12 protein-coding genes are annotated in these 12717 nt (G+C 58.8%); 3 read left to right on the top strand and 9 right to left on the bottom strand.

The window, feature by feature from the left end; all coding sequences use genetic code 11:
• Nucleotides 1-48 precede the first annotated feature (48 nt).
• The 5 genes from B597_RS39445 to sdhC all read right to left on the bottom strand — a co-directional run bounded on the left by B597_RS39445 (nucleotide 49) and on the right by sdhC (nucleotide 6400).
• On the bottom strand, nucleotides 49-2880 hold the full coding sequence (locus B597_RS39445) for a 2-oxoglutarate dehydrogenase E1 component (protein WP_003294787.1): 2832 nt from the start codon (nucleotides 2878-2880) through the stop codon (nucleotides 49-51).
• Nucleotides 2881-3172: 292 nt separating this feature from the next.
• Entirely contained in the window at nucleotides 3173-3877 is a 705-nt protein-coding gene (locus B597_RS39450; RefSeq protein WP_003294789.1) for a succinate dehydrogenase iron-sulfur subunit, read from the bottom strand.
• A 10-nt stretch (nucleotides 3878-3887) separates the two neighbouring features.
• Nucleotides 3888-5660: a succinate dehydrogenase flavoprotein subunit gene (gene sdhA, locus B597_RS39455; protein WP_003294791.1), complete on the bottom strand. Its 1773-nt coding sequence runs from the start codon at nucleotides 5658-5660 to the stop codon at nucleotides 3888-3890.
• A gap of 3 nt (nucleotides 5661-5663) precedes the next feature.
• Entirely contained in the window at nucleotides 5664-6032 is a 369-nt protein-coding gene (gene sdhD, locus B597_RS39460; protein WP_003294792.1) for a succinate dehydrogenase, hydrophobic membrane anchor protein, read from the bottom strand.
• On the bottom strand, nucleotides 6026-6400 hold the full coding sequence (sdhC, locus tag B597_RS0223625; RefSeq protein WP_003294793.1) for a succinate dehydrogenase, cytochrome b556 subunit: 375 nt from the start codon (nucleotides 6398-6400) through the stop codon (nucleotides 6026-6028). The genes sdhD and sdhC overlap by 7 nt, the downstream gene beginning before the upstream one ends.
• A gap of 360 nt (nucleotides 6401-6760) precedes the next feature.
• Between sdhC and gltA the strand changes: the two genes are divergently transcribed.
• Nucleotides 6761-8032, top strand: coding sequence for a citrate synthase (gene gltA, locus B597_RS39465; RefSeq protein WP_003294794.1), 1272 nt, complete (start codon nucleotides 6761-6763; stop codon nucleotides 8030-8032).
• Nucleotides 8033-8202: 170 nt separating this feature from the next.
• Here gltA and B597_RS47700 read toward each other — a convergent pair whose 3' ends face one another.
• Nucleotides 8203-8454, bottom strand: coding sequence for a YkgJ family cysteine cluster protein (locus B597_RS47700; protein ID WP_003294796.1), 252 nt, complete (start codon nucleotides 8452-8454; stop codon nucleotides 8203-8205).
• 126 nt (nucleotides 8455-8580) lie between these two features.
• Between B597_RS47700 and B597_RS39470 the strand changes: the two genes are divergently transcribed.
• Together B597_RS39470 and B597_RS39475 are read left to right on the top strand one after the other, a co-directional pair.
• Nucleotides 8581-8922 carry a DMT family protein gene (locus B597_RS39470; protein ID WP_003294798.1) on the top strand — a complete coding sequence of 114 codons (342 nt, stop codon included), beginning with the start codon at nucleotides 8581-8583 and terminating at the stop codon, nucleotides 8920-8922.
• 76 nt (nucleotides 8923-8998) lie between these two features.
• Nucleotides 8999-9280 (top strand): pyrimidine/purine nucleoside phosphorylase, encoded by a 282-nt coding sequence (locus tag B597_RS39475; RefSeq protein ID WP_003294799.1) that lies wholly within the window; start codon nucleotides 8999-9001, stop codon nucleotides 9278-9280.
• 63 nt (nucleotides 9281-9343) lie between these two features.
• Here the strand turns inward: B597_RS39475 and B597_RS39480 are convergent, their stop codons facing one another.
• From B597_RS39480 to fliD, 3 genes are all read right to left on the bottom strand, one after another.
• Complete coding sequence (locus B597_RS39480; RefSeq protein ID WP_003294800.1) at nucleotides 9344-10168, bottom strand: flagellar brake protein; 825 nt, start codon at nucleotides 10166-10168, stop codon at nucleotides 9344-9346.
• Nucleotides 10169-10670: 502 nt separating this feature from the next.
• Nucleotides 10671-11057 carry a flagellar export chaperone FliS gene (fliS, locus tag B597_RS39485; protein WP_024162335.1) on the bottom strand — a complete coding sequence of 129 codons (387 nt, stop codon included), beginning with the start codon at nucleotides 11055-11057 and terminating at the stop codon, nucleotides 10671-10673.
• 133 nt (nucleotides 11058-11190) lie between these two features.
• Nucleotides 11191-12678 carry a flagellar filament capping protein FliD gene (gene fliD, locus B597_RS39490; RefSeq protein WP_024162336.1) on the bottom strand — a complete coding sequence of 496 codons (1488 nt, stop codon included), beginning with the start codon at nucleotides 12676-12678 and terminating at the stop codon, nucleotides 11191-11193.
• Nucleotides 12679-12717 lie beyond the last annotated feature (39 nt).

Consider the following 12717-nt stretch of genomic DNA (forward strand, 5'->3'; position numbering starts at 1 on the left):
GGTTTTTACATCGAGGCCGCGAATATTCGCGGCCTCTCGCACAATGGGTCAAACGGTGAAGGCGTCCTGCAGCAGTTTTTCCTGCTGCTCAGCATGCATGGAGGCATAACCGACCGCCGGCGCCGCGGACGCATCACGACCGGCGTATTGAAGGAACAGCTCCTTCTTGTGCGCGGTCGCCACACGACGCATGTGATGCTGGCTGCAGTACCAGGCGCCCTGGTTCATCGGCTCTTCCTGACACCAGACGATGTGCTTGAGGTTCTGGTAAGGCGCGAGCGCTTCGGCCAGATCCTCTTCCGGGAACGGATAGAGCTGCTCGATACGCACGATGGCGATATCGTCACGGCCCTCGGCACGGCGCTTGTCCAGCAGGTCATAGTAGACCTTGCCGCTGCACATGATGACGCGCTCGACCTTGGCCGGATCGATCGGATCGATTTCCGGGATGACGGTCTGGAAGGAGCCCTGGGTCAGCTCTTCCAACGTCGAGGTCGCCAGCTTGTGGCGCAGCAGCGACTTGGGCGTCAGCGCGACCAGCGGCTTGCGCAGCGGGCGAATCGCCTGGCGACGCAGCATGTGGTAGACCTGAGCCGGAGTCGTCGGCACGCAGACCTGGATGTTGTGCTCGGCGCACAGCTGCAGGTAGCGCTCCAGACGCGCGGAGGAGTGTTCCGGGCCCTGCCCTTCATAACCGTGCGGCAGCAGCATGGTCAGGCCACACAGGCGGCCCCACTTGTGCTCGCCACTGGTGATGAACTGATCGATCACCACCTGGGCGCCGTTGGCGAAGTCGCCGAACTGCGCTTCCCATACCACGAGGGCGTTCGGGGTCGTGGTGGCGTAGCCGTATTCGAATGCCAGGACCGCTTCCTCGGAAAGGAAGGAGTCGTACAGGTCGAAGCGCGGCTGACCTTCGTAAAGGTGCTGCAGCGGGATGTAGGTGTTGCCGTCCTTCTGGTTGTGCAACGCTGCATGGCGATGCGAGAAGGTACCGCGACCCACGTCCTGACCGGAGATACGCACCGGGTGACCTTCGAACAGCAGCGTTGCGTAGGCCATGGTCTCGGCGTAGCCCCAGTTGATGGCCAGCGCGCCGGCGCCCATCTTCTGGCGGTCTTCGAGGATCTTGGAAACCTGACGCTGAACCACGAAGCCTTCCGGGGTCTGCAGCAGCTTGCTGGACAGATCCTGCAGCGTCTTCAGATCGAAGCTGGTGTCATGCCGCGCAGTCCAGGTATGGCCCAGGTAGGGACGCCAGTCGACGAAGAGTTCCTTGTTCGGCTCCTTGACCAGGCTCTTGACCACATGCAGGCCATTGTCCAGCGCCGTGCGGTACTCGTCGATCTTCGCCTGAACACGCTCGTCGTCCAGCACATTGGACTGAATCAGCGAGTCGGCATACAGCTCACGAGTTGTACGCTGCTTGGAGATCTTCTGGTACATCAGCGGCTGGGTGCCGCTCGGCTCGTCCGCTTCGTTGTGACCACGACGGCGGTAGCAGATCAGATCGATGACGATGTCACGCTTGAACTGCATCCGGTAATCGACGGCGAGCTGGGTGACGAACAGCACGGCTTCGGGATCGTCTGCGTTCACATGGAAGATCGGCGCCTGAATCATCTTCGCCACATCGGTCGCATACTCGGTGGAACGAGCATCTTCCTGCTTGTTGGTGGTGAAGCCGACCTGGTTGTTGACCACGATGCGGATAGTGCCACCGGTGTAGTAGGCACGGGTCTGCGACATCTGGAAGGTTTCCATCACCACACCCTGACCGGCGACAGCCGCGTCACCGTGGATGGTTACCGGAAGCACCTTGTCGCCAGCCGGATCGCAACGGCGGTCCTGACGGGCGCGCACTGAACCCTCGACCACCGGGGAAACGATCTCCAGGTGGGACGGGTTGAACGCCATGGCCAGGTGAATCTCGCCACCAGGAGTCATGACGTTGGACGAAAAGCCCTGGTGGTATTTGACGTCACCCGAGCTCAGGCCTTCGACCTTCTTGCCTTCGAACTCGTCGAACAGATCGCGCGGGTTCTTGCCGAAGGTGTTGACCAGCACGTTCAGGCGACCGCGGTGGGCCATACCGATGACGATTTCCTTGGTGCCGTAGGAACCGGAGCGCTGGATGATCTCGTCGAGAAGCGGAATCAGGCTCTCGCCGCCTTCCAGACCGAAGCGCTTGGTGCCCGGATACTTGGTACCCAGGTACTTCTCCAGGCCCTCGGCCGCGGTGAGGCGCTCGAGCAGATGACCCTTGACCTCCGGCGAGAACTCGGGGCGGCCACGCACACTCTCCAAGCGCTGGATGAACCAGCCGCGCTGCTCGGAATCGACGATGTGCATGTACTCGGCACCAACGGTGCGGCAATAGGTTTCTTGCAGAGCCCGGACGATTTCGCGCAGAGTGGCCTGGCCGTTGACCATGGCCAGGTCGCCGGTACGAAACACGGTGTCGAGATCGGCATCGGTCAGACTGTAACTGTTGATCGCCAGATCAGCGGGAGCGGTACGCTGCTGCAGGCCAAGCGGATCGAGCTGTGCTGCCTGATGGCCGCGCACTCGGTAGGCCTGGATCAGACGCAGGACTTCGATCTGCTTCTTCTCGTGCTCGCTGCTGACGCTGCCCGCGGAAACAGGCTGGGCACGACGCTGGTTCTTGGCCAGCAGGACGAAGTGGTCGCGGATCGTCGAATGCGATACATCGGCTGAAGCGCTGCCACCGGAGGGCAACTTCTGGAAGTAAGTGCGCCACTCTTCGGGCACAGCGTTGGGATCGTGCAGGTAGAGCTCATAAAGCTCTTCCACATAGGCAGCGTTACCACCGGATAGGTGGGCACTGTCCCACATGCGCTGCATTACGCTTTCTTGCATGTCTGGTCACCTTCGATAAGGAGACACCACCAGCGTGGAAACCGCAGCATGACTTCCCAAGTTCTGAAGCAGCGACTCAGGTAAAGCCACTACGGACCGCGCAGATAGTTCCCGGGCACAACCCGGATGCTCCTGCTGGTCATCAAATTTTCAGAGTGAAACCCCGGCTTTGTGAGCTGGGATTCCTACTAAAACTACGGCGCCGAGCTTCAACTTCGGCGCCGCAGGTGTAACGGGTAAAGCAATCCGGCCAGTCCAGGCTAGCGCATAACCTTTCGCGACCGGGGTGTCATCAGGTACCGCTCTGCAGCAGCATGTTGCGTATGTGGCCGATTGCCTTGGTCGGGTTCAGTCCCTTCGGGCAAACGTCAACGCAGTTCATGATACCGCGGCAGCGGAACACACTGAACGGATCGTCCAGGCCGGCCAGACGGTTCTCGGTCTCGGTATCGCGGCTGTCGGCCAGGAAACGATAGGCCTGCAGCGACGCGGCCGGACCGAGGAACTTGTCCGGGTTCCACCAGAACGACGGGCAGCTGGTCGAGCAACAAGCGCACAGGATGCACTCGTACAGACCGTCCAGCTTCTCGCGATCTTCCGGGCTTTGCAGTCGTTCGATAGCCGGTGGCGGCGTATCGTTCATCAGATACGGACGCACTTTCTCGTACTGCTTGTAGAAGATGCTCATATCGACGACCAAGTCACGAATGACCGGCAGACCAGGCAACGGACGAATGACCAGCTTGTTTCCCTTGACCACGGAAGACAGGGGAGTAATGCAGGCCAGACCGTTCTTGCCGTTGATGTTCATCCCGTCGGAGCCACACACGCCTTCGCGGCAGGAGCGACGATAGGAGAAACCCTGATCCTGTTCCTTGATCAGCGCCAAGACGTCCAGAACCATCAGATCCTTACCATCGGTATTGACCTGGAAATCCTGCATGAACGGCTTTTCGTCCTGATCGGGGTTGTAGCGATAAACACTCACTTGCAACATATCGGCGACCTCAATAAGTCCGAACCTTGGGCTCGAATGCCGGAACGGTCTTCGGAGCGAAGTTCACGGCACGCTTGGCAACGCGCTTGTCACCCGGGAAGTACAGGGTGTGGCACAGCCAATTTTCGTCATCACGCTCTTCGAAATCTTCGCGAGCGTGCGCACCACGGGATTCCTTGCGGTTCTCCGCAGCAATTGCAGTGGCCTCGGCGACTTCCAGCAGGTTCTGCAGCTCGAGCGCTTCGATGCGCGCGGTGTTGAACGCCTGGCTCTTGTCCGAGATCTTGACGTTGGCGATACGCTGACGCAGATCCACCAGTTGGGCAATGCCCTTCTGCATGTATTCGCCGGTACGGAATACACCGAAGTAGTTCTGCATGCAATTCTGCAGCTCTTTACGCAGCGGGGCGACGTCTTCACCCGTGGTGCGCTCGTTCAGCCCGGCAAGACGGCTTAGAGCAACGTCCAGATCGGTTTCGCTGGCGCCACGGTGCTCGATGCCTTCCTTGAGTGCCTTTTCCAGGTGTAGACCGGCAGCGCGACCGAACACGACCAGATCGAGCAGCGAGTTGCCACCCAGACGGTTGGCGCCGTGCACCGATACGCAAGCGACTTCGCCCACGGCGAACAGACCATCGATGATGGTGTCGTTACCGCTGGCATCCTGAGTGATGGCCTGACCATGAATGTTGGTGGCGATACCACCCATCATGTAGTGACAGGTCGGCACAACCGGAACCGGAGCAGTCACCGGATCGACGTGAGCGAAGGTCTTCGACAGCTCACAGATGCCCGGCAGACGGCTATGCAGCACTTCCTCGCCCAGGTGATCCAGTTTCAACATCACGTGATCACCGTCCGGACCACAACCATTGCCGGCCAGGATTTCCTTGACCATCGAACGCGCAACCACGTCACGACCAGCCAGATCCTTCGCGTTCGGAGCATAACGCTCCATGAAACGCTCGCCATGCTTGTTGATCAGGTAGCCACCCTCGCCACGGCAACCTTCGGTCACCAGCACGCCGGCGCCGGCAATACCGGTCGGGTGGAACTGCCACATTTCGATATCCTGAACCGGCACACCCGCACGCAGCGCCATGCCGACACCATCGCCGGTATTGATCAGGGCGTTGGTGGTCGATGCATAGATACGACCGGCACCACCGGTTGCGAGAACAGTAGCTTTGGAGCGAATGTAGACGGTTTCACCCGTCTCGATGCAGATGGCGATCACGCCAACGACAGCACCATCCTGATTTTTCACCAGATCGACCGCGTACCACTCGTTGAGGAATACGGTGTCGTTCTTCAGGTTGCCCTGATAAAGGGTGTGCAGCAGTGCGTGGCCGGTACGGTCGGCAGCGGCGCAAGTACGAGCGGCCTGACCGCCCTTGCCGAAGTCCTTGGACTGACCGCCGAACGGACGCTGGTAGATACGGCCCTGCTCGGTACGGGAGAACGGCAGCCCCATGTGCTCGAGCTCGAACACGGCCTCGGGACCGACGGAACACATGTACTCGATCGCGTCCTGGTCGCCGATGTAGTCGGAACCCTTGACGGTATCGTACATGTGCCAGCGCCAGTCATCGTTCGGGTCGGCCGAAGCGATAGCGCAGGTGATCCCGCCCTGGGCGGAAACGGTGTGCGAACGAGTCGGGAAAACCTTGGTGACCACAGCCGTCTTGTGACCGGACTGGGACAGTTGCAGCGCCGCGCGCATACCGGCGCCACCGCCACCAACGATGATGGCGTCGAAGGAAAGCGTACGAATATTAGCCATGAATCAGATACCCCAAAGAATCTGCACGCCCCAGACGAAGAAGATGAACATGGCAATGCCACACACCGCCTGGAACAGGAAACGAACGCCGGTAGCCCACTTACCGATCGCCATATTGGTCAGGTAGTCGGTGGAGATCGTCCACATACCGACCCATGCGTGCACACTCAGGGCAACCAGAGCCAGCAGGCTGAAGATGCGCATCCAGTTGGCCGAGAACAGCTCGTGCCACTGGGCGTACTCCAGCCCCGGATTCACAACCAGGTACCCAAGCAGGAACAGGAAATAAGCCGCAAGAACCACTGCAGAAACGCGCTGCGCCATCCAGTCATACAGACCCGAGCGCGAAAAGTTGGTGACATTGGTTACCATATCCACACTCCCGCCAGAACGATCAGCACCGCCGACAAGGCGATTACGATTTTCGAGCCCAGCTTGCCGCCTTCCAGCGTCTCGCCATGGCCAGAGTCCATGATCAGGTGACGCACACCCGCCACCAGGTGATACAGCAGTGCGGACAACAACGCCCAGCTCACCAGCTTGGCCAAGGGGCTACCCAGATACGCACGAACCTCCTCGAAGCCTTCTGGCGAAGACAGCGAGGTATCGAGCGCGAGCAGCAGCAGGGCGACACCGACGAACAGGATGACACCGGATACACGGTGGAGAATCGACGTGTAAGCAGTGATGGGGAGTTTTATTGTCCTAAGATCTAGGTTTACAGGTCGTTGGCTTTTCACGGCTTTTTTTCACACTTGAGAGCCCCAGAGCGCAGGGCAAAGTTGTTGGGAAGAGTACGCAGCAGTACCCGCTACCCACGAGTGACAACCTACAGAATACTGCCTGTAAGGCCCCTGCCGGTCGGTTTCCGAGTATAAACAGTTAGGTCACTAATGACAATGTGGTGAAGTGCCACTAAAGGCTGATAGCAGCCCCCATATAAATGCCGTAAACAGTGCACCCAAGCTGTACGCATCCCCCTGCAGAGCCCTCTACGGCATGGGTTCGCGCAAATTGACTTTGCGGTTTATCACACTATAGTGATGCGGGCCCTGCGTGGGGGGCCATGATGATTCCAAGCACAAAACAGGAGGCCATACATGGCTGACAAGAAAGCGCAGTTGATCATCGAGGGCGCTGCCCCCGTCGAACTGCCCGTTTTAACCGGTACCGTAGGGCCTGATGTAATAGACGTACGAAGCCTGACCTCCACGGGTCACTTCACCTTCGATCCCGGCTTCATGTCGACCGCCTCTTGCGAGTCCAAGATCACCTACATCGACGGCGACAAGGGCATCCTTCTGCATCGCGGCTACCCGATCGAGCAACTGGCGGAGAAATCCGACTACCTGGAAACCTGCTACCTGCTGCTGAACGGCGAACTGCCTACCGCCGAGCAGAAGGCACAGTTCGTCAGCACCGTGAAGAACCACACCATGGTTCACGAGCAGCTGAAGTCCTTCCTCAACGGCTTCCGTCGTGACGCGCATCCGATGGCCATAATGTGTGGCGTTGTCGGCGCTCTGTCGGCTTTCTACCACGACTCTCTGGACATCAACGACCCGCATCATCGCGAAATTTCCGCGGTACGCCTGGTCGCCAAGATGCCGACCATCGCCGCAATGGTCTACAAGTACTCGATCGGTCAGCCGCTGATGTATCCGCGCAACGACCTGAGCTACTCGGAAAACTTCCTGCACATGATGTTCAACACCCCGTGCGAGATCAAACCGATCAGCCCGGTATTGGCCAAGGCAATGGATCGCATCTTCATCCTGCATGCCGATCATGAGCAGAACGCCTCCACTTCCACCGTGCGCTTGGCTGGCTCCACCGGCGCCAACCCGTTCGCCTGTATCGCAGCCGGCATCGCCGCACTGTGGGGACCGGCACACGGCGGCGCGAACGAAGCCGTCCTCACCATGCTGGACGAGATCGGCGACGTGTCGAACGTCGAGAAGTTCCTGGCCAAGGCCAAGGACAAGAACGACCCGTTCAAGCTGATGGGCTTCGGCCATCGCGTCTACAAGAACTTCGATCCGCGCGCCAAGGTCATGAAGCAGACCTGCGACGAAGTCCTGGGCGAGCTGGGCATCAACGATCCGCAACTGGATCTGGCCATGAAGCTGGAGGAGATTGCCCTCAACGATCCGTACTTCGCCGAGCGCAACCTGTACCCGAACGTGGATTTCTACTCGGGCATCATCCTCAAGGCCATCGGCATTCCGACCAGCATGTTCACCGTCATCTTCGCCCTGGCGCGTACTGTCGGCTGGATTTCCCACTGGAAGGAAATGATCGCCTCCGGCCAGAAGATCGGTCGTCCGCGTCAGCTGTACACTGGTCACACCAAACGCGATCTGCCGCGTTAAGCCGTAACCGCAAAAAAAGAAAGGCTGCCCAGGGGCAGCCTTTCTTTTTGGTCCCGAACAAGCCCCCAGAAAGCAACGAGCAACAGCCCACAACCGTAGATGCCGCGCCCTCGCGGCGATGCAGGCCCGCCAGCAAAACCCAACGACTGCGCGGACGCCTGCGACAATCGTCAAGCCGTTGTCTGCTCCAGCCAACCCAGCAACCGAATCGCCTCACCCCTGCTTTCGCCACAAAAAGCAGGATCGGCCGAAAACGCGGAACAGACCGCTGGCCGCCGCGGGTCACCGAACAGCGAACACAGCAAATCAGCACTCAACTGAACACACCTCTCTCCGGCGCGCTTGCCATGCGGCATGCCTGGTATCGGAGAGCTGATGGAGGGCGCGATGCAGCAGGCACCGCAGCCAGGGCGACAATCCATGAACTGCCACTCCGTGAAAAAACGGGCGGCGATGATAATCCGCACAAAGCGAAGGCACCAGATGCACCGTTGCAAGGGGCAGTGCTTGGAAATACGCTAGCGCGTCGTCATCTCGAGCGCACATTCATGCCTGTCTGGTTGCAAACCGCCGTCCTACTCTGCTGCTCCAACCTCTTCATGACCTTCGCCTGGTACGGCCACCTGAAGAGCCTGAACGGTAAACCCTGGCTGATCGCCGCCCTGATCAGTTGGAGCATCGCCTTCTTCGAATACATGCTGATGGTGCCGGCAAACCGCATCGGCTATACCGAACTGTCGGTCGGCCAACTGAAGATCATGCAGGAGGTGATCACCCTGATGGTGTTCGTCCCTTTCAGCGTGCTGTACATGCAGCAGCCACTGAAGCTGGACTATCTATGGGCAGGGTTGTGTCTGCTCGGCGCCGTGTATTTCATATTCCGCAGCTAGCACTCATGCCAGGTGACGGCAGCCCGGACGCTTGGGCATACTGGCGACCCTTTTCCAACCCTGCAAAGGAATTCAAATGCTCAAGGTCAACGAGTACTTCGATGGCACCGTCAAATCTATCGCATTCGACATGACGGAAGGCCCCGCAACGATCGGCGTGATGGCGCCTGGCGAATACGAATTCGGAACCGCACAGCTCGAAGTCATGCATGTAGTTGCCGGCAGCCTGGATGTGAAACTGCCCGGCAGCGATAGCTGGGAAACATTCGCCAGCGCCAGCCAGTTCACCGTGCCGGCGAACAGCAAGTTCCAATTGAAGGTGGCTGTGGATACCGCCTATCTGTGCGAGTATCGCTGAAGCGTCACAGCTACTGGCGCTGCATGCCCCCCCCCCCGCAGCGCCTTCCACCCACCGCCACCTTCAAAGCACATCCCGCGACAGGCTTTGGTAAACCACACCCAACAGCGCCAGCCGATCCTGCTCGCTTAGCCCGATGAACTCGACGCCGGTAGCACAGACACCATCCTGCTCCCTGTGGAACGTACGCACGACGGCCACCACATTCAGATAGATCTCCATTCCGCCTGGATGAATGCGGAACGAAAGCCGCACCTCCTCCCCGCAACCGGCAAGGGCAGCGCTACTGACGATCCTGGCGCCCCCCAAGCTCAGGTCACTGATGCGTCCAGCAGCGTTTCCTTGTGGTCCACGGATCGCCACCACCACATCGACCTGGGTACGCACGGACTTGCGAATGCGCATGAGCTGCACATTCTCCGGGTAGGCTAGATGCAAATAGGGAAAGGGGCTTAGCTGGGTCTTGATTACCCGGGTGCGGCAGGCCAAGGCATCCTGACCGATGAAACCGCGAAGCAGCCAGACCTGCCCTTCGCGGACAAACAAAAGCCTACCATTGAGCTGCGGCGCAGTGACCAACAAACTCAGCGGCGCCAGATGCCCCACTACTTTTACCATGTAGCGCTCAGCGCTACCTTCCACCGGCTGCATCTGTAACGGGTCGCCTGGCGACAGCGCCAGACGAGCGGGGCGCTCATCCACAAGTTCGTCCGCACGAGCCGCGGGTGCATCCCGATAGAGACCGCGCTTCATCCACTCGGCAAGTTGTTCTAACGCCTCGATACGCTCGCCCGCACGCAACAATACCCGCCCATCTTCATCCAGCAGAGCAAAAGCCAGCGGCATGCCAGTCTTCAGCTCTTCCTCCTGAACCGCGATCAGCGCCACGATGAGATCTTCCTATAACGAGCAAGCGCCAGAACCAGCAGCCTATTGCACAGACTGCTAACCACATCAACCGCAAAATACTTGCCTCGCCTGGCTGTGCTTTAAATCACACCAGCCCCACAGTGCTCCAGACCATGCTTTTCGCGGCATTTTTATTCGCGATGGACGCGACCGGCTAGATGACACCTTGCAGCAGACTTCAGGCGAGCGATATCAGCACGACTGTCTGGCTAGCTGCGTTCACTCAACCTGCCCCAAGCATTCGAAATGAGTGAGCACTTACAGCAGGCTGCGCCCCTCCAAATCGGCGCACAGCGGCACATCATAATCAGGCGCTCACCAAACCGCACGAAACAACAGCCCCCTCAGACTGACACGCAGGAATGCCACATAGGGTATTTTTCCTGACAATTAGCATTCACGAAAAAGCTCACCGCGAAGAAACAACGGCGTGCTTTTAGTTAGAAACAATTGCTGCGTACCGCTGAATCAATGCTGCCGTCTAGAACTTTGGTGTGATGCCATCCCAACCTTCCTTGATTTCACCGAGCAGCTTGGCCACTTCGTCCAACTTGTTCATATCATTGTGACGACTCGCCTCGAACAGCCGCATGGTCATAAACTCATATAGCCGATCGAGGTTTTCTGCCAACTCCCCGCCTGCTTCCTTGTCCAGCACGTCGCGCAGACCATTAATGATGTTGATCACCTTGCCTATCAGCGCGCCCTTTTCGGCATGCGCTTCGCGCTGCATGGCACCTTTTGCCTGAGCGATACGATCTAGCCCGCCCTGCATCAGCATTTGAATCAAACGATGTGGATCGGCCTCGGTAACCTGAGCCTTTACACCAACCTGTTGGTATTGCCGCATTGCTGCCATAGCATTCATTGGATGAGCCTCTTGCTTCACCATTTGACATGCCAATGTATCGGGCAAAGGCCACGAAACTTTACCGATGAAAAGCGTTTTTTGAAAACAAAAGAGCCGCCCTGACGGCGGCTCATTTTGACTCAAGCTCGACCTACTCCTTGCTGTTATTAGCCGCCCAGGGCAGGTTTTCCAGCGAAGCCAGCAGGCTGCTCGACGTATTGGTCAGTTGCCCGACCAGCAAGTCCATCGCATTGAACTGCTTGTACAACCGCTCCTGCAACGCGGTGACACGGCGAGTAAGATCTTCTCGCTGATCGTCTATCTTCGAAATAGTCTCGGTCATCGCCTTGTTGCGCTGCTCAAGGATGCCGCCGGTCTCCGTATAGGGCTTGAGCTTATTATCCAGACGCATAGCGAGACCGCTCTCGCCGGTAAAGAGGCCAGACAGGTCGCCAAAATTACTCGCCATGGCCTTGTCCAGCTTGGTGCTGTCGATGGCGAGAGTGCCATCCTTTTGCGTAGTGACGCCGATATCGGACAGCACGCGCAGCGCGCCGCCCCCCTGCACGTTCACCAGCTCGTTGCGGATACTGTTGAGCAACGTGCGCGCCGAGGCATCGCCCACCAGAGCGCCAACGACCGGTGCCTTGTCATCGCCAACCGTGGTCACCTGGGTCTGCGAGTTGATGGCCCCGATCAGCTTGTTGTAACCGTCAACGAAGGTCTGAATCTGTTTCTTCACACCGGTCTTGTCTTGCGTGATACCGATAGTCAGCGGCTCGTTTTCCGGCGTCTTGGCCTTGATATCGAGCGTGACGCCTTCTATCGCCCCCTCGATCTTGTTGGTCTTACTGGTAACCAGCATGCCATCAATGGAAATCTGCGCGCTCTGTGCCGTGGCAAGGGTCATCGGCCCCTGGCGGTACTCGCTTAACGCGGCAAGATAGGCGGGATCTTCGCCGCTTTCGTAGTCAGCAGCATTTGGTTCCACGCTGGGCGTGAGATATGCCAGCTGATCCAGAGCGAAGGTGCCTGCGCTCGCGTCCAGAGAAGTCGCCTCGACGGTAATATCTGCGCCCTCACCCGCCTTGGTGCTGCTGAGCACCAGCCGCGAGCCGGCGTCATCCGTAACGATCGCAGCGGAGACACCCATTTCGACGCCTGCCTTGTTGATGGCATCGCGAATGCCTGCCAGCGTGTTATTGCTTGCATCCACACGGATGCTCGGTAGCGCCTCGTCGCCCACCTTCAGCGCCAGCGTGCCACTACCGAAGCTGGCAGGCGCCTCGGCGGAGTTGTCGAATGCGCGCAAGCCCACTTTACTGCTGCTTGCCAAAGCCATGACTTCGACCCTGTAGGTACCTGCACTCGCCTCCGTGCTGGCGCTTACACCAACCACATCCGACTTACTGGAAGTGGCCGAGCGAGCCTGAAACACTTCGGGCTTGTTCAACGCGTCGAGCGACTTTTGGAAATCGCTGATGGCGCTTTTCAATGCACCGAGCGCGGTGATCTGCGTCGTGGTCTTTTTTTCCAGGCTGGCAAGCTGGGTTTCACGGGGCGCGCGCTCGGCGGCGACCATGCTGTTGACAATACTGTCGATGTCGATGCCGGAACCAATGCCCGTTACGCCTGCCATTGCCCTACCTCGTCAAATAAACCACACACCAAATTCGGT

Origin of the sequence: Stutzerimonas stutzeri KOS6 (assembly GCF_000307775.2) — a bacterium.
Lineage (GTDB): Bacteria > Pseudomonadota > Gammaproteobacteria > Pseudomonadales > Pseudomonadaceae > Stutzerimonas > Stutzerimonas stutzeri_B.

Excerpts from the sequence above, each read along its gene's own strand:
- fliD (WP_024162336.1), bottom strand. The coding sequence starts at position 12,678 with ATGGCAGGCGTAACGGGCATTGGTTCCGGCATCGACATCGACAGTATT.
- B597_RS47700 (WP_003294796.1), bottom strand. The coding sequence starts at position 8,454 with ATGGATTGTCGCCCTGGCTGCGGTGCCTGCTGCATCGCGCCCTCCATC.
- fliS (WP_024162335.1), bottom strand. The coding sequence starts at position 11,057 with ATGAATGCTATGGCAGCAATGCGGCAATACCAACAGGTTGGTGTAAAG.
- B597_RS39475 (WP_003294799.1), top strand. The coding sequence starts at position 8,999 with ATGCTCAAGGTCAACGAGTACTTCGATGGCACCGTCAAATCTATCGCA.
- B597_RS39445 (WP_003294787.1), bottom strand. The coding sequence starts at position 2,880 with ATGCAAGAAAGCGTAATGCAGCGCATGTGGGACAGTGCCCACCTATCC.
- B597_RS39450 (WP_003294789.1), bottom strand. The coding sequence starts at position 3,877 with ATGTTGCAAGTGAGTGTTTATCGCTACAACCCCGATCAGGACGAAAAG.
- B597_RS39470 (WP_003294798.1), top strand. The coding sequence starts at position 8,581 with ATGCCTGTCTGGTTGCAAACCGCCGTCCTACTCTGCTGCTCCAACCTC.
- sdhA (WP_003294791.1), bottom strand. The coding sequence starts at position 5,660 with ATGGCTAATATTCGTACGCTTTCCTTCGACGCCATCATCGTTGGTGGC.
- sdhD (WP_003294792.1), bottom strand. The coding sequence starts at position 6,032 with ATGGTAACCAATGTCACCAACTTTTCGCGCTCGGGTCTGTATGACTGG.
- gltA (WP_003294794.1), top strand. The coding sequence starts at position 6,761 with ATGGCTGACAAGAAAGCGCAGTTGATCATCGAGGGCGCTGCCCCCGTC.